Here is a 19,895-nt window from a genome sequence, read left to right as displayed (position 1 = left end):
CGTACCGTCGGGCGACGCCGGGCCGCAGGACGGCCCGGGGGCGCCCGCCGTCGTCATCGGCGACGCCGGCCGGTGAACCGCGCCGCCCCGGGGCCCGTCTTCCTGTAGGCGGCCGGGCCCGGGGACGAGCCGGAGAGGACCCGGGCAGATCCCGCCCGCCGGGGCGTTCCGCACGGGGTGCGCCGCGAACGGAAGGGTTCCGGAGAGACGGCCCGGCAGAGGGTTCGAGGAGAGGGTGAGGGCGATGGAGACAGCGGCGGATGCGCTGGTGGGCCTGGTGGCCGCGTTGCATGTGTACTTCCTGGTGCTGGAGATGTTCCTGTGGGAGAAGCGGCCGGGTCGTGAGCTGTCGGGCTTCGACGCCGAGATGGCGCGGGCCACCGCTCCGCTCGCCGCCAACCAGGGCCTCTACAACGGTTTTCTCGCCGCTGGGCTGGTCTGGGGCCTGATCGCCGGTGAGCCCACGGGCTTCCGGGTCCAGGTCTTCTTCCTCGTGTGCGTGCTGATCGCCGGAGCGTACGGCGGTGCCACCGCGAACCGCCGCATCCTGATCGCCCAGGCACTGCCCGGGGCGCTGGCCCTCGGCGTCGTCCTGGCGGCCCGGTAGTCCGCCGCCGCCCAGGAGCAGGGGGCCGAGGCCCGCGAACCGGGGCCGGGCCGCCGGTCCACGATGACCGGGTGCGTGCACGGAGATCGCCTGCACCACGCGAAGGGACGCCATTCGCGACGGCAGACCGTCCGTTGACCTCCGGTAGGTTGCGGTGCGAACCCGGTTCCCTGTCAAGAAGGACCTGTGTGAGCACGTTGGAAGCAGACGAGGTCCCGCGACACCTGGCGGCGTCGTACGCCACGGGCTTCGGTGAGGAAGGAAGAGCCTGGATCGCCGGACTGCCGGCTCTCGCGGCAGAGACGCTGGACCGCTGGGAGCTGGAACGGGACGGCACCGCAAGAGCCGGAGAGGCCTCACTGGTGCTGCCGGTGCTGCGCCGCAACGGCACTCCTGCGGTCCTCAGACTCCAGATGCCCAGACAGGAGACCACCGCTGCACTGATCGGCCTCCATGCCTGGAACGGCAAGGGGATGGTACGGCTGCTCGATCACGACCCCGTGAGCAGCAGCATGCTCCTGGAGCGCCTGGACGCAGCCCGCACGCTGGCTTCGATCGACGACGACGACGTGGCGATGAGCATTCTCGCCGAGCTTCACACGCGGCTGGTCGCAGTCCCTGCACCGCAAGGACTGCGCAGTCTCGGCGACATCGCCTCCGAGATGCTGGAGCAGGTCCCACGGGCGATCACGAATCTAACCGACCCGGCCGACCGTCAACGCCTGCGGAGCTGGGCATCGGCGGTGGCCGAACTGGTCGACGAGCCCGGGGACCGGATGCTGCACTGGGATCTGCACTACGGCAACGTTCTCGCCGCACAGCGCGAGCCGTGGATCGCCATCGACCCCGAACCGCTCGCCGGCGACCCAGGATTCGATCTGTGGCCCGCCCTGGACAGCAGGTGGGACGACGTCGTCGCGAAGGGCGACACCCCGCGCATCGTGCAGCGCCGCTTCGACCTGCTCACCGATGTCCTCGGCCTGGACCGTGCACGCGCAACCGGCTGGACCCTGGGGCGGCTCCTGCAGAATTCACTCTGGGACATCGACGACGGCGAGACCCGGCTCGCCCGGTCCTCCATCACGATCGCGGAATCGCTGCTCGATCGGTGACCCTGCGTCTGCCGAAGAGCTCATCCGCCCGGTTCAGGCGGCATGTCGGTCCTCGTGGAGGATGCCGCCGAGTCGTTGGTGTCGTCGTATGTCGAGGTGGGTGATCTGCTCCGGATCGCCGACCGGCATCGGCAAGGGGCGTAACGGGCAGGCGTTGGCGATGCCTTGATGGGGCCGGTGGGAGTTGTAGAAGGCTTCGAACTCGCGTAGCGCGTGGAGCGGGTGTCGCCGGTTCCGGATGTGCGACATCCCGTGAGTTCCCCTGAGCCCCGCTGGGCCTCCGAGGTCGTGGACAGAGGGTTGGCACCGACGATGGCCGAACACCGCGATGCGCTGCACGGACTCCGCACGGGCCCTGCTGGAACAGGCCGCCGAGCAGCCCTCGCAGTGAAACCCGCTCGACCTGGTCACCTCCTTGAGGAGATCTTTAGGCATGGAGTTCCTCTGCTACCACCGCGACCGGCCCGCCTCCCTGCCACTGCGCTACGAGCTGAGAGAAGAGCATTGGTCCTACATGGACCAGTACGCGAAGGAGATGATCGCCCGGGGCCCGACTCTCGCCGACGACGGCGACACGCCCACCGGAAGCGTGCACATCGTCGACCTGCCCGACCCCGCCGCTGCCCGCACCTTCGCCTTCGACGAGCCGAACTACCAGGCCGGCGTCTACCGGGACGTGCTCCTACGACGGTGGCGCAACACGCTGGGGCGCACCATGTGGGACTTCCCCGGCGGCCGGACAGACGGCAACCGGTACCTGGTGATCGGCCTCGGCGCAGGGCAAGCCGCAGACCTCGCGGTGCCGCCTGATCCCGGTAAAGGTCCGGGCGGTGTGCTGGATGCCAGGTCCTGTGCGGATGCCGCCGTGAGCGCTGCGGACGTCATGGCCGGGGCTTGTGCGCGAACACCCACCGGTTCCCCTCCAGCGCGTCGTTCGGCTCGGGGAGGGGGCCTCGTCCGTGCTGGTGGGTGAAGTCGAAGGGGGTGCGCACCGAGGTGGACCAGCCCTTGGTCCTCAGGCCGCCCGCGGAGTCGGGTCGTGGTCCCTTGTCGAAGAGACGGAGCAGGTCGATGCCGATCTGCTCTCGCGTCGCCGTGTAGATCGCGCTGTCGCGGTACTTCAGCAGGTCCTTCTCCAGCTTGGCTTCGAAGGCCAGTGCGCTGCCTTCGGCGGTCAGCCGGTCCACCGCGTCGATGAGGTATGTCTCGGCGGGGCTCGGCAGGTAGAAGAGCAGTCCCTCGGCCAGCCAGACGCTCGGTGCGGCCGGGTCGAAACCGGCGGTGGTCAGCGCGGTGACCCAGTCGGCGCGCAGGTCGACCGGTATGGGGACGCGCTTCGCCTTCGGGGTGGCCGGCAGGTCCGTGAGCACCCGGTGCTTGAACGCCAGCACGCCCGCCCTGTCGATCTCGAAGACCACGCAGTCGGACGGCCAGTCCAGCCGGAAGACGCGGGTGTCCAAGCCCGCACCCAGCAGGACCACTTGGCGGGCGCCCGTACGCACCGACCGGAGGAGGAAGTCGTCGAGGACCCTGGTCCGCAGGCCGAAGTAGCGGGCGAACCGCCCCCACAGCGGGTTGCCGTCTCCGTCCGGGACCTGCTGGACGCGCACCGGCCAGTCCGCGCACGCCGGGGCGGCGCGCACGAAGTGTTCCGCGTAGGCGTCCTGGGCGAGGCTGTCGGGACGGTGGGTCTCGAGCGCCCGTGCCGCGGCGACCAGGAGGGCGGTCAGACCTACGCCTGCGTCCACGCCTTCCACGTTCGTGTGCTGCGGCTCGGGACCGGCCATGCTTCCTCCGTCGGCGGGAGTGGGGACTGCGGGGTGCCTGCTCGCCGGATGCGGTGAGCCTGTGGTGCTGCATGCCTCGCTCATCGGTTCCTTCCCTCCGGGAGCAGGACGGGTTTGACCACACGGCCCGCGTCGCAGTCGCGTTCGGCCTTGTTGATGTCGGCCAGCGGGTAGGTGCGGATCAGCTGGTCGAAGGGGAAGCGTCCGGCCTGCCACAGGCCGGTCAGCCGGGGGATCAGCAGTCCGGGTACGGCGTCCCCTTCGCAGATGTGGCGGATGCTGCGGCCCCGGTCCAGCGTGCCCGGTTCGAGCGGCAGCGCGGTGTGGAGCCGTGCCACCAGGCCGAGGCTGCCGGTGGGGCGCAGTGTCCGGAGAGCGTCGTTGATGAGCGGGGACGAGGCCGTGGTGTCCAGCGCGTACTGTGCGCCGCCGTCGGTCAGCCGCCGGATCCGCTCGGGCAGTCCGGCCGCTGCGGCGGGCAGTGGGATCGCGCCGAACCGTTCGGCCAGGGCCAGCCGTTCAGGATGCCGGTCGACGGCCACGGTCAGCGCGCCGGCGGCGGTGGCCGCCATCACCGCGGCCAGGCCCACCGCTCCCGCGCCGAAGACCGCGAGGGTGTCGCCGGGGCCGGCCCCGAAGGTGTTCAGCACGGCTCCGGCGCCGGTGAGGAAGCCACAGCCGAGCGGCCCGAGCAGTTCGACGGGCAGTGCGGGGTCGACCCGGACCGCATTGCGGGCCGGGACGAGCGCGTACTCGGCGAACGAAGACTGTCCGAACCACCGGGGGGCCAGTGCACTGCCGGTCGCGTCAGTGAGCCGCGGCGCGTCCTCCTTGCGTCCTCCGAAGAGGTTGAGGGGGGCGAAGGAGTCGCAGTAGGCGGGGGCCGCGCCGCGGCAGTTCCGGCAGTGTCCACAGGAGTCGAAGCTCAGCACGACGTGGTCACCGACGGCGATCGCGGTGTCCGGGCCGCCGCCCGCCCGCACCACGATCCCGGCCCCCTCGTGGCCGAGCACCGCCGGCAGCGGGCTGCGGCCGGCCGATCGCCGGACCGCGAGATCGGTCCGGCACATCCCGCAGCCCGCGATCTCGACCAGGATCTCGCCGACGGCGGGTTCCGTGCGCAGGGCCACCTCCTCGACCGCGAACGGGTCCTCGTACGAGCGCAGCACGGCCGCCTGGAACCTCACCGTCATGCCTCCTGCGGACGGTGGACTACGAACGGCCGGAGGTTGCCGTAGAACCCCCACGGTCCGCCCGCGACGCCGACGCCGCTGTCCTTGACGCCCGCGAAGGGCTGGGCAAGGGACAGTTCGGCATGGTGGTTGATCCAGGCCGTGCCGCATTCGAGCCGGCCGGCCACCGCCTCGGCCCGGTCGAGATCGGTGCCCCATACGGAGCCGCCCAGTCCGAAAGCTGTGCCGTTGGCCGCGTCGACGGCTTCGTCGAGACTCCGGTACGGCAGCACCGGCAGGACCGGTCCGAACTGTTCCCCGGTCACCACCGGGCTGTCGGGCGGGACATCGGTGAGGACCGTGGGAGCGAAGAAGTAGCCCGGCCCGTCCAGCCGGTGACCGCCGGCCGCCGCCCGGGCTCCGTCCCCCAGGTCCTGCTTCGTGACCTGCTCGACGCGGGCGAGCTGGGGGGCGTTGCAGACCGGGCCCAGCCGGGTGTCCGGGTCGAGGCCGGCCCCGACGGCGACGGTCCTCGCGCGCTGGGCGAGGGCTTCGACGACCTCGGCGTGGAGCCGGGCGGGGGCATAGACGCGTTTGACCGCCATGCAGACCTGTCCGCAGTTGCGGAACGCGGCCCAGAACAGCCGGTCCGCGATCCGGTCCACCTCGACGTCGTCCAGCAGGACGGCGGCGTCGTTGCCACCCCGTTCCAGGGTGACCCGGGCGAGCGAGGCCGCCGCCGCTTCGGCGACGGCCCGCCCGGTGGGCACCGAGCCGGTGAAAGTGACGTGGCGGATGCCCGGGTGGGAGGCGAGGCGGGCGCCGAGCGGTTCGCGGCCGGTGACAACGGTCAGTACGCCCTCGGGCAGGGCGGTGGCGAGGACGGAGCCGAGCAGCCGGGTGGCGAGGGGGGTGAACGGGGACGGTTTGAGGACCATGGTGTTGCCCGCCGCGAGCGCGGGCGCGAACTTTGCCGCCGCGAGCTGGAGGGGAAAGTTCCACGGCACGATCGCGGCGACGGGCCCGAGAGGACGCCAGCGGATCTCGCTGCCCACAGGCCGGCCATCGGTGATCCGCCGGGTTCTGGGGGCCAGGTCCGCGAAGTAGCGCAGGCGGGCCACCGTACGGGCGACCTCCGCGTACGACTCGGCCAGGGGCTTGCCCTGTTCCCGGGTGAGCAACCGGGCGAGGTCGTCGCCGGCCGCCTCCACGGCCTCGGCCGCCCCGTGCAACGCGGTGGCACGGGCGGCGGGGGCGGCGCGCCAGCTGCGCCAGGCCCGGTGGGCCCGGTCGACCACGCCGTCCAACTCGTCGGGCTGCTGGTCGGGGGCCTCGTCGAAGATCTCCCCGGTGGCCGGGTCGACGACGGCGAAACGAGGGGTGCGGTGTCCGGGGACGCGGTCGGGCTCAGAGGCCGGCATGCCGGTGGTCAGCTCACGGCGGGGACGCCGGCCGCATGCTCCTGGGCCTGCCGGTCCATCTCCGCCCGGAAGGCAGCCACCAGATGCGGCTGAATCCTTCCGGTACTGCGGTCGCCGCCCTCGCAGACCGCTCCGCGCACACCCACGATGTCGGTGCCGATGCGGGTCAGCGGACCGAGGTCGGACTGTTTGACACTGCCCGCGAGGGCGGCGAGCAGACCGGACGCGTGCGCCAGCCGGACGAACTCGGCACAGACGTCCGGCGGAACGTGGTCGAACAGCCGCGTCCCGTCCTTGACGGCGGTGTCGAGCATGGCCGCGTCGGCGCCGGAGCGGGCGGCGATGTCGGGCACGGCGAGCGGATTGACGCAGCCGATCCGGTGGGCGTCGGCGTAACCCGAAGCGACGACGAGTGCTTCGGAGCGGTGGTCCTTCACCGCCCGCACGACCGCGCGCATGACCTCGATGCCCTGATCGGGCGTCGTGCATCCGTAGAGGCCGACCTTGATGTACGTGGCGCCGGAGACGACCGCGCCGAGCGCGGCCTGAGCCACCGTGCCGGGCTTGTACGGGACGTCTCCCACAGTGGCGGACACCGGTATGTCCACCGGGACCGCGTCACGGATCTCCCTGATGACCCAGGGGAAGTTGGCGCCGAGCGAGCCCTCGTCGGGCTTCTTGACGTCGACGATGTCGAGGTGCTCCGCCGCCTTCGCGCAGTCGAGGGCCTCCTCGACACCGTCCGGGGAGATGAGAAGCAACACCATGGACTCCTTCTGCCGTATGTCCGCCCGGCCGGAGGACAGAGGGGGATCACCTGGTTCATGTGCGGTGTGCCCATCATTTCCGCCGCCCGTGGGCACCGGTAGAGCGTGCGGAGACTGAACGGGGTATTGCCGGTGTGCGCCGTGCGCGCCGGTCCGAACCGCTCCCGCCCGATCAGCAGCCTTCGGGAGCAGTTCCTCCAGCGCGGCCAGGACGCGCAGGAGACACGAGGTCGAGAGGTCTCTGCTCTGGCGGCCCGTTGCGGGGCCTCGATGCGCTGGAGCACGGCGAAGGCAGGGCCGGACACGTGAGCTGCTCGTCGGCGGTCCGCCCGGCGGCAGGATCGGTGCACGTTTCATGCCGGAGCGGCGCCATTTTCATTCTTTCCGTTGAACAGCCGGCCTTCCCCGGGACACCGGATTCCGCAGCCCGCATAGTGACAGCGCGACGGCCGTACGACCGGACACCGGTTCCCGCGCCCTGCGCGGGTGTTCGCCGCACCTGTCGGCGGCTCACCGGTGCGCCGCCGGGCCGTGGCGCACCGTGCGGTGCGGCCGGCATGCACGACCGTCCCGTCTCCTGGTCCGGCGAAAGGCAACAGCCCATGCGGAACGAAGCGATCAATCGGGTCAAACTCGTGTTCACCCTGTTCGACGCCGACGGAAACGAGGTTCTGGAACCCGACGACTTCGATCTGATGAGCAGCCGGGTCGCCGCAGCCGTTCCCGAAGCCGACGAGACACGGAAGCAGGCCATGCGTGCCGGCTTCACGCGCTACTGGAACACGCTGGTCGGTGAACTCGACGCCGATCGCGACGGCCGGATCACTTACGACGAGTACCAGGCGTGCGTCCTGTCGCCGGAGCGCTTCAGCGGAGCGATCGACGAGTTCGCGGCCGGCTTCGCGCGCCTCGGTGACCTGGACGGCAGCGGTACGGTCACCCGACCGGTGTTCGTCGGCATGATGAGGGGGGTCGGCTTCGACCTGCCGAACATCCATGCACTCTTCGACGCCTTCGAGCCCGATGACGACGACCGGATCCGGGTGGACGTCTGGGAAGCCGAGATCAAGAACTTCTACGCCCCTGACAAGGGCGGTATCCCTGCGGACCTGCTGGCGACTTCTCCGGCAGCCTGATTCGGCACGGCCCGGTGGCTCGCTCCGTGCGGGGTGAGCCACCGGGCTCCCGGCCCGCTCCCACGCGTATCTCGTAGTCGGCGTCCTCAATGCGCGTCAGGGTGCGCCGGGTGGCCGACTCGCTGAGCGACGCTGCCGGGGACGCCCGCCGTGGTCAACGCCGGGAAGCACACGACGTTGTCCTCGACGATCACGTCCGGCGTGAGGACTACGCCGAGCCCCACCATGCCGTCGCCGGTCCGGTCTCCGACCGCTCCGCCCGCAGAGCGACCCGCCGCAGGACGAGTACCGAGCCGGTGCCTGTCCGCACGACGGCCTGCTGATCACCCGACGACCAAACCGCCGGACCAGCACGTCCCGATCTCGGTCGCCCCCGTGATCGTCAGGCCGGGGCGCGGGCGTGACCGGCCGAAACCCGTCCTGCCGTGGCCGGAGCGGTCGTAGCGTCGTGCCATGAGCACTGTGGGCAACACGGCTTACCGGTACCGCATCGCCGCTCCCCAGGACACCGAGGCCATCGAGGCCCTGGACGACTCCTTCACCACCGACACCGTCTTCCAGGTGACCGTCACCGAGGAGGGTTTCGCGCTGCGGGAGATCCCGGTGGAACCACCCCTGACCAAGGTGTTCCCCGAGGACAACCCGGGCGGCGGCGACGCCGAGGATGACGCGGACTCCCGCACTTTCGTCGCCCACGGCGCCGTCGGCGACCTGGCCGGCTTTCTCGCCGTCTCGTACTCCGGCTGGAACCGCCGGCTGATCATCGAGGACATCGCAGTCGCCCCGCAGCACCGGGGCCGGGGAGTGGGACGCGCGCTGATGGGACTCGCGAGGGAGTTCGCCCGCGAGCGGGGTGCCGGCCACCTCTGGCTGGAGGTCACCAACATCAACGCGCCGGCGATCCACGCATACCGGCGGATGGGCTTCGTCTTCTGCGGACTCGACACCACCCTCTACGAAGGCACCCCCTCAAGAGGTGAGCAGGCGCTCTACATGAGCATGCCCTGCCCCTGAGCCGACCCCAGGTGACCTTGCTGATCATTCACCGTGTCGATTTCCATACCGACCGGGTCCTCTTCAGCAGCCGGCGGAAGAACCGCCGGGCCGCGGCGGTGTCCCGCCGGTCCCGCACGAGGACGTCCAGCACCGTCCCCTCCTGGCCGACGGCCCGCCACAGGTACTTCAACTCACCGTTGACCTTGATGAAGACCTTGTGCGGGTGCCACTTGTCTCCCGGCCGGGGCCGGCGGCGCAGCGCGCCGGCGTAGGCCTGCCCGAACTTGGCGCACCACCGCCGGACCGTCTCACAGGAGACGATCATCTACGGGTTTCTTCGCCGGACCGGAACTCAGCTCGCCGCGGCGCGGAACGTGCTTGGGCTCAGGCCCTTGTGGCGTTTGAACGCGGCACTGAAGCCGAAAGCGTCGGCATAGCCGACGGACCTTCCGACCTGGGCGATGCTGAGGTCGGTGTCGGTCAGAAGCGTCTCGGCCTCGTCCATGCGGCATTCGGTGAGGTAGGCGAGGGGCGGGCGGCCCATCAGCTTGGTGAAGCGCTTGGCGAACAGCGCCCTGGAGACGCCGGCTCGAGCGGCCAGTGACGCCACCGTCCAAGCCTCGGCGGGCCGGTCGTGGAAGGCCTGCAGGGCGGGGGCGAGGACCGGGTCGGCGAGGCCCCGGTACCAGCTGGGCGCGTCGGCGCCGGCCTGGTCGAACCAGCTGCGCAACGTGCACACCAGAGCCCAGTCGAGGAGCCGGTCCATCAGCGCCTGCGAACCGGCCGAGAGCCGGGCGGCGTCGGCGGCGGCTGTCTCCAGCCAGGCACAGACCTCGACGTCCTCCTTGATCACCAGGACGGGCGGCAGGGCACGCAGAAGCCGTTCGTGGCGGTGGCCCGAGGCGCGGTAGGCGCCCACGATCAGCGCGGTCACCTCCTCCGAGTCGGTGCCCCAGTGGATACCGCCGAGTTCCTGAGCGGTGCGCTCGGTGTCCATGGTGAAGCAGGCGATCTCGTACGCGGCATGGGACCTGTGGACGGAGGCGGGATGGTCCGCGAGATGGAACGGTGCGGGGCCGCTCACGATGGCCGTATCGCCCACGCCGACCACTCGCTCGGTGCCGTCGGGCAGCATCAGGGTGCCCCCGCCGCGCAGCACGCTGATCATGGTGAGCGGTGCGTCATCGGCGAAGCGGATGGTCCAGGGCGCCGTCAGCACGGTGTGACTGACGACCGAGCCCTCGGCCCGGATGCCACGCAGTAACGAGCTCAAAGGATCCACGGAACGCATCGTAGACGACCTCCTATGTTTCGGAGTGTTTCTCACATGGATCGTCTACGTCGCTGCGGCTGTACTGGATTCATCGAATCGACCGAGACCAGCCGGGAGAAACCGTGACGCAGCACGACAGCCATGCCGGAACAGCCCTCGTAGTCGTCGCGCACCACCGCACCGATTCCCTCACCGCGCACACGGCCCGCCGTGCTGCCGTCCGGCTCGAAGCCGCCGGGTACCGCATTGACCTGCTCGACCTGCACGCCGAGGGATTCGACCCACGGATGAACACGTCGGACCAGCCGGACTGGAGCAACAGGGAAAAGGCGTATTCGGGCGAAGTCCACGCCCATATGCAGCGCATCCTCGACGCTGATGTCGTCGTCGCCGTCTTCCCGGTGTACTGGCAGAACGTGCCCGCCATCCTCAAGGGCTGGATCGACCGCGTATGGAACTACGGGTTCGCCTACGGCCGCAGCAAGCCCCGCCTCGCCGGCAAGCGCATGCTGTGGCTGGGCCTGGCCGGCGCCACTGCCGACGATCCCATCGTGGAAGGAATGCAAACCGTCCTCGAAGCCAACCTGAGCGAAGGCATCGCCTACTACTGCGGCTTCTCCCATTCCGCCGTCGGCCTGCTCACCGACGCGGAGGAGCGCCCGCAACGCGTCGACACCGAAGGCAACCTCCGGGTCGGCGAAGCGGTCACGGGCGCTGAGCGAGAGGCTCAGTACGCCGATCTCGACCGGCGTGCACGAGAGTTCGTGGAAAGGTTCGTCGCCGGGGCACTTGTGGCGGCCTGACCGCCAGGGAGACATCAGGTGGTCGTGGACGACCCGTGGGTGCCGAACGTCAAGACCGTGTCCTGTGCGGTGAGTTCGAGGAGCCGCTTGTGGCAGCGGAGGGCGGCGGAGGGACCTGGAAAGACCAGGTGGTTGAGGGGATCGTGTTCGTAGCGGTGGTTGAGCCGACGGCAGCCGGTCAGCCAGGACATGGTCCGTTCGATCACCCGACGACGCCGGCGCAGCCGTTCGCCGGACTCGATGCCCTTGCGGGCGATGCGGACGCCGATGCGCTTGCCGCGTACCCGTTTCCGCAGCTCGGGGACGTCGTAGGCCTTGTCGACAGACAGACAGACAGACAGACAGACAGACAGACAGACAGACAGACAGGCAGGCGCTGGGGCTTGAGGTACCGGCCGCCCAAGGAGGCGTGTCCCGTATGGGTGTCGGGGTCTTGCTGTCGTGGACGCCTGCCGCGGAGACACCGACGAGAAGGGGCAGTCCGGCCGCGTCCGCCCGGAACTCCGCCGAGTACTTGTAGGTCCCCACTCGGGACTCCTCTCCCTGGACTCAAGATCCAGTGTCGAGGTGTCCGCGATCAAGGTGGAGGGCCCGACCGGGCTGGCACCGCACAGTGCGGCAAAGGATGCCTCGTTGGATGCCTCGTTGTTTAGCCGCTCAGGGTTGTCTCCGGCAGCGATCAGCAGGGCCGCGGCGCTGTCCGGTCCGATCCCGAACCGCTCCGGCAGGCTGGGTGCGCTGGCCCGCACCGCTGCGGTGATTCGCCGCGCGAGCTCGGTGACCTCCTGCCGAAGCCGCAGAACGCGCTGCGCGAGCAGTCGGAGCGTGAAGACTGCCGTCTCGGCTGCCGGGTTACCCTCACAGGGGTCGACCAACTCCGCGCAACGGCGGGCCAGTATCCAGGTCGAGAGCGGCTCCAGCGTCTCGCGCGGGACGGATGGAGCCAGGACTGTGACGGTGCCTTCTGGGCCAAGGCCCCTATCGGGACACGCTCCGCCGGCCCGATGCCGGTACGCGCCACTCCGACCAGGCCGACAGATCAAACACAAGGCACAAGCAGCCAGCCAGAGTACGAGTCAAGCCACGGCCGGAACGGCACGACCATCATGCTCACAGCCGGAGTAGTTCTTGCGGTCGGCCTTCCCGGTGCGGCGCTGGGTGGGGATGAGGGTGCCGTCGATCGGGACCACCTCCCCACCCTGCCGGGCGCTCTTCTTGCACGCGCGGTCCAGGCGCGGGGTCTGTGCGGCGAGCAGTCCGATCGCCTCGTCGCGCCAGCGTCGGACGGTGGACTCGGAGATGTTGTTGCCGCCGGCCATGTCGGCCAGGCGCTGGTCGTGGCGCAGTACGGCCAGGACGATCACCGCGATCTTCCCGGGCGGCAGGATCCGCCACCGGGACCGGATAGCCTTCAGATGGCGCCGCAGCAGACCGGTGAGGTGGTTGACGGTGCGCGTGGACAGTGGCAGACGGCACTGTAGACAAGCGGGCAGGCGCCCTCGGCGTGCTCTTCGGCTCTCTTCACACAGTGCCCAACGGCTGCCGGAGGCACCGTGGTTACGTTCGTGCTGCACCATTCCGGGCTGCTCTTGTCGGGCTCGCCACGAGCGCCGATTCCAGTCAGCAGGTCCGTGGGGTGTCGCCGTCCTGGTCGGCCGAGTGAAGCAGTTCGATGACACGTTCCTCGTACCGGACGCGGGCCGGGGAGAAGTCGTACGGCATCTTGCCGATGGCCTCCATCGCGCTCATCCTCGCCCCGTCTTCTTCCTCGCCGGCGTGCTCGTCCTCCTGGTCCAGGAGGCCGTCGAGGGCCTCGTCCAGGCCGGATCTTTCGATGGCGGCTGCCAGGGCGGTCTCGTGATCACATCGCTGGACGGCCAGGTCTTCGATGCGGGGGTCGTCGGGGGACATGGTGTCGTCCAGAGCCGCCTCGGCCTCGGCCAGTCGGTCCTCCTCGGCCCGCAGCTCGGGGTGGATGGCCAGGACGATGAACCGGTCGGCCTGGACAGCGGCGCCCAGAGGGCCGAAGACGCGCTCCGTGACCAGGAGGGTATCGAGGTCGGCGGAGCGCAGGGCTCCGGGCGGTAGATCGCGCAGGCGGCCAGTGACCAGCGGTGAGAGCAGGCCCAGAGGGCTGCCCACCTCGCGGAGGCGGTTCACGGCGGCCCGCTGGGCCTCGATGGCGGCAGCCTTGGAAGCGAGGGACTCCTCCAGCCGGGCCAGGGACTGCTCGATGCCGGTGGCGCCCTCAAAGCCGGCCCGGATGTCATCCAGGGAGATACCCGCATCAGCCATCTTGCGGATCCACAGCAAGCGGATCATGTCGTCGTATCCGTAGCGGCGGCGGTCGTCGCTGCCGCGTTCCGGTTCGGCGAGGAGCCCGATGGCGTGGTAGTGGCGGATGGCGCGGGGTGTGGTCCCGGCGAACGCGGCGGCATCGCCGATCTTGACCCGGCGGGGAATCGCAGGAAGGGGCATGCGAGGGAACCTCTCAATGTCGTGCTCGCCACCTACTGGACCACATGCCGCTACGGCACATGCAAACCCCTCTGCTGTAGGCGTGCCCCGCGCTCCCGCACCATCAAGGGGCGTACGGATCGCTGCACGGGCAGAGAAAACGCCCCGGATCAGCAGACTTGGGAACAGAGCAGGGGTGGGGAAGTCAGTCAATGAGTGCCATCAGGGCGGCAGCGTCCCTGGTCACAGGCGAGTGGGGCGCTGTCACATTATTGGGTGCGTGGGTCTCTGGCGGCGCGTCGGGGCGTGGTGGGGGCCGGGTTCCGGGCCGGTGCTCAGGCCTCGGCGGGCTGGCCGGCGGCGCGGGTGGTCTGGTTCCAGATGGCGAAGCGGGTGGTCATCTCGGCGCGGTATTCGGGGGTGGTCGTCAGGTGGTGGCGGGGCCGGAAGTGGGGTGAGATGTCGCTGAACGCGGCCAGGAACCGCTGGGTTGCGCCGATGCTGCGGAAGCCTTTCATGGCGCGTTCGCGCTGCCGGGTGGGCTGGTGGATGTTCTCGGCCCGGTGGTTCGGGCCCTTGTGCGAGCGGTGCTCGACGAAGGGCGTGACCTGGCGGTGGGCGGCGCCGTGGGAGCGCGGCTTGTCGGTGACGATCACCCGGGGCACCGTGGGGGTCGTCTTCAGCAGGCGGCGGAAGAAGTGCCGGGCCGCGGTCTTGTCCCGCCGGTTCTGCACGTGGATGTCCAGGACGGTGCCGTCGGCGTCCACCGCCCGCCACAGGTACCTCCATTCTCCATTGATCTTGATGAAGACCTCGTCCAGGTGCCACGTGTCGCCCGGCCGGGGCCGTCGGCGGCGCAGGCCGGTCGCGTAGGCCTGCCCGAACTTCGCGCACCGGCGCCGGACCGTCTCGTGGGAGACGAGCACGCCGCGCTCGAGCTCCTCGACCTCGCGGAAGCTGAGCGGGAAACGGAAGTACAGCCACACGCAGTGCGCGATCACCTCGACCGGGTGCCGGTGCCCCTTGTACGACGGCGATGCGGACGACATGAGCGAACCCCCCGGCACAACCAACTCCAAGATCATCCCAGGCCGGTCAGCCAACGTGACAACGCCGTCCAGAGGCTTTGTCAGGGCCAGTCAGGCGGGCGTGTGCCACTTCAGGTAGCTGCGCCGGCGTCGGGCGCGGACGAGCCGTTCGAGGAGGAGGGCGGCGGCGGGGGAGTAGGGCGTCTTCGACGACTTGCCCCGCCCGAGGCGGGCGAGTCGGCGTGAGGTGACGGCCTGGAGGGCTGCGGCTGCCAGAGTCTTGTTCCGAATCCGTGTGCGGGGCAAAGTCGCCTGCGCCTCATGTCCGGCCAGCCACTGTCTGGGCAGGGTGGGGTCGATCGCCAGCGCCGTGGCCATCCCTGCCACGGCGACTCCGGAGTCGATCACCTGTTGGGCGACCACGCGTCGCCGGATCCCGCCGGTCAGCAGCAACGGCAGGGGCGAGGCGGCCAGGAGTTGCTCGGCGAGTGTCAGGAAGTACGCCTCGCGGGCAAGGGTGCGGCCGTCCGCGGGAGCGCCGGCCGTGGCGAGACTCTCGATGCTGCCGCCGGACAGCTCGACGAGGTCAACTCCCGCATCGGCCAGCATCTTGATGACGTCACGTGCGTCGTCGGTGTCGAAGCCGCCGCGCTGGAAGTCGGCCGAGTTCAGCTTCACGCCCACGGCAAGGCCCCTACCGGCGCGCTCGCGGACCGCGGTCACGACATCAAGGAGCAGGCGGGCGCGGTTGGGCAGGTCGCCGCCCCACCGGTCGTCGCGCCGGTTCACCAGAGGAGAGAGGAACTGGGAGAGGAGGTACCCGTGGGCGGCATGGATCTCGACCCCGTCGAATCCGGCCTCCCGGGCCCGTCGCGCGGTCACGGCGAAGCGCTCCACCGTCTCCTCGATGTCCTGGGCGGTCATCGGCCGGGGGGTCGGATACATGCCGGACAAACCGCCGACGTCGATCGGCACCTCCGACGGGGCCCAGGTGGTGCGGGTGAGGTCCTTGGGTATGACACGCCCGGGATGGTTGATCTGCATCCAGATCTGTCCACCTGCCGACTGACCGGCCTCCGCCCAGCGCCGGAAGGGCTCCAGTGGCGTGTCGTGTTCGAGGACGACGTCGCCGGGCTGGGCCACCGCTCTGCGGTCGATCATGACGTGTCCGGTGATCAGGAGCCCGGCGCCTCCCGCGGCCAGACGGCGGTAGAGCGTGAGGAGCGCGTCACCGGGCAGTTGTCCCGGCACGGCCAGCAACTCCTCCATCGCGGCCTTCGCAATCCTGTTGGGCAGCACGGAGCCGTTGCTCAGCCGCAGCGGCTCGTTCAGCGTGGTCATCACTTCTCCCGTGCGGGGTCGAGGTCGCTGACGTCCTGGAGCCCCAACTTGCGGTTGAGGCTGCCGGTCAGGCGGGCGACGGTGCTGCGGGGCAGCAGACGCGGCACGAGGACTCCGGCGCGCTGGGAGGCGCGGCCGGGGAAGGAGAGGTATCGGCCGCGTGCGAAGGCGTCGAGCGTCTTGGCGGCGACGTCGGCGGGGGCGTCCGTGGACTTCGGGTTCATGGACGCGGTCGTACGGTCGAAGAACCCGGTGTCGGTCGCTCCCGGATGGGCCGCCATCACGCGTACACCGGTACCTCGTACCTCCTCGGCGAGCGCCTCGGTGAACGAGAGCACGAACGCCTTCGTCGCCGCATAACTCGCCTGGTACGGCATGGGCTGGAAGGCGGCGGTGGAGCCGACGTTGACGATGCCGCCGCGGCCGCGTTCGACCATGCGGGCGCCCAGGAGGTACACCAGGCCGACCAGCGCGGTGATGTTCACGTCGACGGACTGGAGGGTGGGTTCGAGGGGGCGGTGGAGGAAAGGGCCCACGGCCCCGAGCCCGGCGTTGTTGACCAGGAGATCCACGTCCAGGCCGAGTTCATCGACGGCATCGACGACCCTCTGCGCCGACCGACGGTCCGAGAGGTCGGTGGCAACCACGTCGACTCGGACGGAACGCGCCGACCGAATCTCCTCGGCAAGGGCGTGAAGTGCGTCGGCCGACCGTGCCACCAGGATCAAGTGAGCGCCTCGGGAGGCGAGCTCCCGGGCGTATGCCTCGCCCAGCCCCTTCGAAGCGCCGGTGACCAGGGCGGTCGTGTTCGTGTAGTCGTGCATGTGTGAGTGCTTCCTGTTCGGTGGCCGGTGCCGGACCACGGCGGAGCGGGCAGGCGTCGGCAGGACGACGAGACGTGGGCAGCGGAGACGGAGCGGTCCCGCCCTCGCAATGCTTCGAGCCTCGAAACAACATACACTTCGAGGCTCGAAGTAAAAAAGGCTAGGATGGAGGCCATGACGCGAAGCGCCCTCGAGACGGCGGTAGTGGCCAACCACGAGCTGTTCATGCAGACCAGTGACCGCATCGAAGCCGTCCTGGCCCAACACGGTCTGACCCACGCGACCGCCCACGCACTCTGGGCGATCGACCCGGACCAGGCGCCGCCTTCGATGAAAGAGCTGGCCGCCCGCCTCTACTGCAACGCGCCCAACCTCAGCTTCGTCATGAACCAGCTCACCAACCGGGGCCTCGTCGAACGCTCCGCCGACCCGGCAGACCGCCGTTCACGTGTGGTGGCGCTGACGGAGGAGGGCCGACGGGTGCGGTCCGCGGTCATCGAGGTGACGCTGGCGCTGACTCCGTTCGCGCGGCTGTCGCCGGACGAGCTGAACAGCCTGGTGAATCTCCTGGGGAAGGTCCTTGGGCCGCCTGCAGATCCAGCGGGCAGCGACCGAGAGTGAGGCCGCCGCACAGCGCCTTTGAGTCACAGGTGTTTACCCGTGCCTCGTCGTCATGGTGATGGCCTCTAACTGGCCCTAACAAAGCCTCTGGACGTGCCTATGGGTGATCAGGCAGACGGCGAGTCCGAGGAAGGCCTCGTGGATGTCATCGCGTCGTTCCCATCGGATGCGTAGGCGGCGGAAGCCGTGCAGCCAGGGGATCGTCCGCTCGACGACCCAGCGGAAGGTGCCCAGGCCAGTGCCGTGCGGCTGGCCACGTTCGGTGATCACCGGGCGGATCCCGCGCTGCCGAAGGAGTCGGCGGTACTTGTCGTGGTCGTAGCCGCGGTCCGCGAAGAGCGTGTCGGGCCGCCTGCGAGGCCGGCTCACGGCTCCCGCCACTGCCGGGATCTTGTCTAACAGCGGCAGAAGTTGGGTGACATCATTGCGGTTCCCGCCGGTCAGCGACACCGCGAGCGGGATGCCCTGGCCGTCGGTGATGACGTGGTGCTTGCTGCCCGGCCGTGCGCAGTCGACCGGGCTGGGCCCGCTTTTGGGCCCCTGCGTGCGGCCCGGACGTGGGTGGGGGTGCCCCCGGCGAAGCCAGGGGGAGAGTCGATCACCGCCCGGGACCAGTCCAGCTGGTTCTTCGACCGCAGCTTGTTCAGCAGCACCTGGTGCAGCTGGTCCCAGACGCCGGCCTCGTTCCAGGCCGCCAGGCGCCGCCAGCACGTCATGCCCGAGCCGAACCCGAGCTCTTGGGGCAGGTACTCCCACTGGATGCCGGTGTGCAGGACGAACAGGATCCCGCACAGAGCCTGCCGGTCCGGCACCCGCGGCCGCCCTTTCACCTGCTTCGGCGGCGGTTCGGGCAGTAACGGCTCGATGAGCGACCACAGTTCGTCCGACACGATCCACGGCCGCGACTGACGCTTCCCCATGCCCCCATCAACGAACGATCAAGTCGACAGTCACATGATCAAATCGCTTTTGTTAGAGCCAGTAAGGACGTTCTTGGGCTCCAGTCGACGGAAGTGTTCTGGCTCCATGGTTGGACTGGCGGGGGCGTGAAGCGGTGTGATTCACGCCCCCGTAGCAAGGTGATTTGGCCTCACTTCGATCGAGTGGTTCCGCTGGCCATGAGGGTGGGGTCTCGCGGTAGCTTGGAAGCCTCGGCCAGCCTGCCGTCAGCGCGCCCCCGACAGGTGCGTGGAGGTTGCCGAACCGGCTCGACTCAGACCGTGGACCGCCCAGTATCCGCGGTGGCTGGACGAGAACGGGCGTTGGTCCGGCGGTACTGGGACCCGGCGGCCGGACCCGGAACGGCTGCGGCCAGCCTCCCGTCAGGGAAGCCGGCCGCGGTCATCTGTGAGGGTCAGCTGCGGCGCCGTAGCTAACCCTCGGCTTGGCGGGGCATGCGCAGGGACGCGTCCAGGATGGTCATGAGCTGTGCAACACGGCTCTTGCCAGTCGGCGCCAGAGGGTATCTGTTCAGAACATCGATCAGGACGGGTGTGGCGCGTTGCCGGGCCTCCTCGATCAGCCGGAGCCCGACGCCGAAATCATCGTCCGCACTCAATTCTCCAACGCGCGCGGCGCTTGCGGCGGCTCTCAGGATGTGACCCACTTGGGTGGCTTTCGCGATCGGATGGAGGTAGGCCGCAGAGGCGGCATCTCCAGCAGCGCGCGCAGCGAGCCGTGCGCCCTCCGTGGTCGCCTCCTTTGCCGCCCGGTGGGCATCCAAGGAGGTGATGCGCTGAAGTTTGGTCCTTCTAGCGCCGTTCACGAACTCCCGTGCGGCGTTGATGGCTGCACGAGGCCGAGGATCACCGGGGTTGGCGTCCTCGAACACAGGAAGAACTTCCTCAGCGCTCTCCAGAACGTAGTGGGCGACGACGCGCAGTTCATCCATGGTCAGTTCAAAGTCCCCAGATACGATCGTCACGGACCCGATTCTTCCATCGAGCGATCACCTGCGGTCTCAGACGGAGGCTATGGGACAGCCTTGCCGAGGGTCGAGGCAAGGGTCAGCTGCGGCGCCGCCTGCGCTGGGTCTGGGTGAACCGGTAGGACTCAGTGCCGGTCTCGACGATGTGCGCGTTGAACGTCACGCGGTCGACGATCACGGTGCAGAGCCGGGGATCGGTGAAGGTCTGCTTCGGCGCTGTCACATTATTGGGTGGGTGGGTCTCTGGCGGTGCGTCGGGGCGTGGGGAGGGGCCGGGTTCCGGGCCGGTGCTCAGGCTTCGGCGGGCTGGCCGGCGGCGCGGGTGATCTGGTTCCAGATGGCGAAGCGGATGGTCATCTCGGCTCGGTAGTCGGGGGTGGTCATCAGGTGGCGGTGGGCGGCGTCGTGGGAGCGCGGCTTGTCGGTGACGATCACCCGGGGCGCCGCGGGGGTCGTCTCCAGCAGGCGGCGGAAGAAGCGCCGGGCCGCGGCCTTGTCCCGCCGGTTCCGCACGAGGATGTCCAGGACGGTGCCGTCGGCGTCCACCGCCCGCCACAGGTACGTCAACTCACCGTTGATCCTCACGAAGACCTCTTCCAGGTGCCACGTGTCGCCCGGCCGGG

20 protein-coding genes and 4 pseudogenes are annotated in these 19,895 nt (G+C 69.6%); 7 read left to right on the top strand and 17 right to left on the bottom strand.

Annotation, left to right across the window (positions count from 1 at the left end; genetic code table 11):
- The first annotated feature begins 244 nt into the window (after positions 1-244).
- Both KUM38_RS22315 and KUM38_RS22310 read left to right on the top strand, forming a co-directional pair.
- A complete protein-coding gene (locus KUM38_RS22315; RefSeq protein WP_217131193.1) occupies positions 245-607 on the top strand; it encodes a DUF1304 domain-containing protein in 363 nt (120 codons plus the stop codon).
- A 188-nt stretch (positions 608-795) separates the two neighbouring features.
- Entirely contained in the window at positions 796-1,719 is a 924-nt protein-coding gene (locus KUM38_RS22310) for an aminoglycoside phosphotransferase family protein (RefSeq protein ID WP_217131192.1), read from the top strand.
- Between the two features lie 33 nt (positions 1,720-1,752).
- Here the strand turns inward: KUM38_RS22310 and KUM38_RS22305 are convergent, their stop codons facing one another.
- Positions 1,753-1,968, bottom strand: a complete 216-nt coding sequence (locus tag KUM38_RS22305; protein ID WP_217131191.1) for an integrase — start codon at positions 1,966-1,968, stop codon at positions 1,753-1,755.
- 184 nt (positions 1,969-2,152) lie between these two features.
- Between KUM38_RS22305 and KUM38_RS22300 the strand changes: the two are divergent.
- Positions 2,153-2,530 (top strand): annotated as a pseudogene (locus KUM38_RS22300) (YciI family protein); the annotation flags it as partial.
- A 70-nt stretch (positions 2,531-2,600) separates the two neighbouring features.
- Here KUM38_RS22300 and KUM38_RS22295 read toward each other — a convergent pair.
- The 4 genes from KUM38_RS22295 to KUM38_RS22280 all read right to left on the bottom strand — a co-directional run bounded on the left by KUM38_RS22295 (position 2,601) and on the right by KUM38_RS22280 (position 6,863).
- Positions 2,601-3,506 (bottom strand): SAM-dependent methyltransferase, encoded by a 906-nt coding sequence (locus KUM38_RS22295; protein WP_217131190.1) that lies wholly within the window; start codon positions 3,504-3,506, stop codon positions 2,601-2,603.
- 80 nt (positions 3,507-3,586) lie between these two features.
- A complete protein-coding gene (locus tag KUM38_RS22290; protein WP_217131189.1) occupies positions 3,587-4,699 on the bottom strand; it encodes an NAD(P)-dependent alcohol dehydrogenase in 1,113 nt (370 codons plus the stop codon).
- Entirely contained in the window at positions 4,696-6,099 is a 1,404-nt protein-coding gene (locus KUM38_RS22285; RefSeq protein WP_217131188.1) for an aldehyde dehydrogenase family protein, read from the bottom strand. Before KUM38_RS22285 ends, KUM38_RS22290 begins: the two co-directional genes overlap by 4 nt.
- An 8-nt stretch (positions 6,100-6,107) precedes the next feature.
- The gene (locus tag KUM38_RS22280; RefSeq protein ID WP_217131231.1) at positions 6,108-6,863 is read right to left on the bottom strand and encodes a (5-formylfuran-3-yl)methyl phosphate synthase; all 756 of its coding nucleotides are present in this window, start codon (positions 6,861-6,863) and stop codon (positions 6,108-6,110) included.
- Positions 6,864-7,468: 605 nt separating this feature from the next.
- On the opposite strand from KUM38_RS22280, the gene KUM38_RS22275 reads away from it, so the two are divergent.
- A complete protein-coding gene (locus KUM38_RS22275; protein ID WP_217131230.1) occupies positions 7,469-8,002 on the top strand; it encodes an EF-hand domain-containing protein in 534 nt (177 codons plus the stop codon).
- Positions 8,003-8,455: 453 nt separating this feature from the next.
- Positions 8,456-9,016, top strand: a complete 561-nt coding sequence (locus KUM38_RS22270) for a GNAT family N-acetyltransferase (RefSeq protein WP_217131187.1) — start codon at positions 8,456-8,458, stop codon at positions 9,014-9,016.
- 46 nt (positions 9,017-9,062) lie between these two features.
- Here the strand turns inward: KUM38_RS22270 and KUM38_RS22265 are convergent.
- Positions 9,063-9,323: pseudogene (locus tag KUM38_RS22265) on the bottom strand (DDE-type integrase/transposase/recombinase); the annotation flags it as partial.
- A 27-nt stretch (positions 9,324-9,350) separates the two neighbouring features.
- Positions 9,351-10,289, bottom strand: a complete 939-nt coding sequence (locus KUM38_RS22260; RefSeq protein WP_217131186.1) for an AraC family transcriptional regulator — start codon at positions 10,287-10,289, stop codon at positions 9,351-9,353.
- A 104-nt stretch (positions 10,290-10,393) separates the two neighbouring features.
- Here KUM38_RS22260 and KUM38_RS22255 point away from each other — a divergent pair, with 104 nt between their 5' ends.
- Positions 10,394-11,074, top strand: a complete 681-nt coding sequence (locus tag KUM38_RS22255; protein ID WP_217131185.1) for an NAD(P)H oxidoreductase — start codon at positions 10,394-10,396, stop codon at positions 11,072-11,074.
- Between the two features lie 14 nt (positions 11,075-11,088).
- Here the strand turns inward: KUM38_RS22255 and KUM38_RS43640 are convergent.
- The 6 genes and pseudogenes from KUM38_RS43640 to KUM38_RS22225 all read right to left on the bottom strand — a co-directional run.
- Positions 11,089-11,569: pseudogene (locus tag KUM38_RS43640) on the bottom strand (transposase); the annotation flags it as partial.
- Positions 11,570-12,150: 581 nt separating this feature from the next.
- Positions 12,151-12,438, bottom strand: a complete 288-nt coding sequence (locus tag KUM38_RS22245; protein WP_217131184.1) for a transposase family protein — start codon at positions 12,436-12,438, stop codon at positions 12,151-12,153.
- 256 nt (positions 12,439-12,694) lie between these two features.
- Positions 12,695-13,552 carry a MerR family transcriptional regulator gene (locus KUM38_RS22240; RefSeq protein ID WP_217131183.1) on the bottom strand — a complete coding sequence of 286 codons (858 nt, stop codon included), beginning with the start codon at positions 13,550-13,552 and terminating at the stop codon, positions 12,695-12,697.
- A gap of 314 nt (positions 13,553-13,866) precedes the next feature.
- Positions 13,867-14,580 (bottom strand): IS6 family transposase, encoded by a 714-nt coding sequence (locus KUM38_RS22235; protein WP_217131182.1) that lies wholly within the window; start codon positions 14,578-14,580, stop codon positions 13,867-13,869.
- Positions 14,581-14,670: 90 nt separating this feature from the next.
- Positions 14,671-15,900, bottom strand: a complete 1,230-nt coding sequence (locus KUM38_RS22230) for an NADH:flavin oxidoreductase/NADH oxidase family protein (protein ID WP_217131181.1) — start codon at positions 15,898-15,900, stop codon at positions 14,671-14,673.
- Positions 15,900-16,724, bottom strand: coding sequence for an SDR family oxidoreductase (locus KUM38_RS22225; protein ID WP_217131180.1), 825 nt, complete (start codon positions 16,722-16,724; stop codon positions 15,900-15,902). Before KUM38_RS22225 ends, KUM38_RS22230 begins: the two co-directional genes overlap by 1 nt.
- Before the next feature lie 174 nt (positions 16,725-16,898).
- Here KUM38_RS22225 and KUM38_RS22220 point away from each other — a divergent pair, with 174 nt between their 5' ends.
- Complete coding sequence (locus KUM38_RS22220; protein ID WP_217131179.1) at positions 16,899-17,345, top strand: MarR family winged helix-turn-helix transcriptional regulator; 447 nt, start codon at positions 16,899-16,901, stop codon at positions 17,343-17,345.
- 75 nt (positions 17,346-17,420) lie between these two features.
- Here KUM38_RS22220 and KUM38_RS22215 read toward each other — a convergent pair.
- The 4 genes and pseudogenes from KUM38_RS22215 to KUM38_RS42035 form a co-directional block, all read right to left on the bottom strand.
- Positions 17,421-18,265, bottom strand: a protein-coding gene (locus tag KUM38_RS22215; protein WP_374227068.1) for an IS5 family transposase whose coding sequence is annotated in 2 segments (ribosomal slippage) — positions 17,421-17,893 and positions 17,893-18,265 — 846 coding nt in all. Because the reading frame shifts where the segments join, the coding sequence is not laid out codon by codon here.
- A gap of 452 nt (positions 18,266-18,717) precedes the next feature.
- Positions 18,718-19,269, bottom strand: coding sequence for a putative immunity protein (locus KUM38_RS22210; protein ID WP_308409015.1), 552 nt, complete (start codon positions 19,267-19,269; stop codon positions 18,718-18,720).
- 82 nt (positions 19,270-19,351) lie between these two features.
- The gene (locus KUM38_RS22205) at positions 19,352-19,495 is read right to left on the bottom strand and encodes an ATP-binding protein (RefSeq protein ID WP_217131178.1); all 144 of its coding nucleotides are present in this window, start codon (positions 19,493-19,495) and stop codon (positions 19,352-19,354) included.
- 68 nt (positions 19,496-19,563) lie between these two features.
- Positions 19,564-19,895: pseudogene (locus KUM38_RS42035) on the bottom strand (DDE-type integrase/transposase/recombinase); the annotation flags it as partial.

Source organism: Streptomyces sp. AC558_RSS880, from assembly GCF_019049255.1.
Classification (GTDB): domain Bacteria; phylum Actinomycetota; class Actinomycetes; order Streptomycetales; family Streptomycetaceae; genus Streptomyces.
The sequence above is the reverse complement of the archived record's forward strand: the minus strand, read 5'-3'. Positions and strand labels throughout refer to the sequence as shown.

What these genes read in the sequence shown, in the direction of transcription:
- KUM38_RS22315 (WP_217131193.1), top strand. Translation starts at nt 245, where the DNA reads ATGGAGACAGCGGCGGATGCGCTGGTGGGCCTGGTGGCCGCGTTGCAT.
- KUM38_RS22305 (WP_217131191.1), bottom strand. Translation starts at nt 1,968, where the DNA reads ATGTCGCACATCCGGAACCGGCGACACCCGCTCCACGCGCTACGCGAG.
- KUM38_RS22295 (WP_217131190.1), bottom strand. Translation starts at nt 3,506, where the DNA reads ATGGCCGGTCCCGAGCCGCAGCACACGAACGTGGAAGGCGTGGACGCA.
- KUM38_RS22290 (WP_217131189.1), bottom strand. Translation starts at nt 4,699, where the DNA reads ATGACGGTGAGGTTCCAGGCGGCCGTGCTGCGCTCGTACGAGGACCCG.
- KUM38_RS22285 (WP_217131188.1), bottom strand. Translation starts at nt 6,099, where the DNA reads ATGCCGGCCTCTGAGCCCGACCGCGTCCCCGGACACCGCACCCCTCGT.
- KUM38_RS22275 (WP_217131230.1), top strand. Translation starts at nt 7,469, where the DNA reads ATGCGGAACGAAGCGATCAATCGGGTCAAACTCGTGTTCACCCTGTTC.
- KUM38_RS22270 (WP_217131187.1), top strand. Translation starts at nt 8,456, where the DNA reads ATGAGCACTGTGGGCAACACGGCTTACCGGTACCGCATCGCCGCTCCC.
- KUM38_RS22260 (WP_217131186.1), bottom strand. Translation starts at nt 10,289, where the DNA reads ATGCGTTCCGTGGATCCTTTGAGCTCGTTACTGCGTGGCATCCGGGCC.
- KUM38_RS22240 (WP_217131183.1), bottom strand. Translation starts at nt 13,552, where the DNA reads ATGCCCCTTCCTGCGATTCCCCGCCGGGTCAAGATCGGCGATGCCGCC.
- KUM38_RS22235 (WP_217131182.1), bottom strand. Translation starts at nt 14,580, where the DNA reads ATGTCGTCCGCATCGCCGTCGTACAAGGGGCACCGGCACCCGGTCGAG.
- KUM38_RS22230 (WP_217131181.1), bottom strand. Translation starts at nt 15,900, where the DNA reads ATGACCACGCTGAACGAGCCGCTGCGGCTGAGCAACGGCTCCGTGCTG.
- KUM38_RS22225 (WP_217131180.1), bottom strand. Translation starts at nt 16,724, where the DNA reads ATGCACGACTACACGAACACGACCGCCCTGGTCACCGGCGCTTCGAAG.
- KUM38_RS22220 (WP_217131179.1), top strand. Translation starts at nt 16,899, where the DNA reads ATGACGCGAAGCGCCCTCGAGACGGCGGTAGTGGCCAACCACGAGCTG.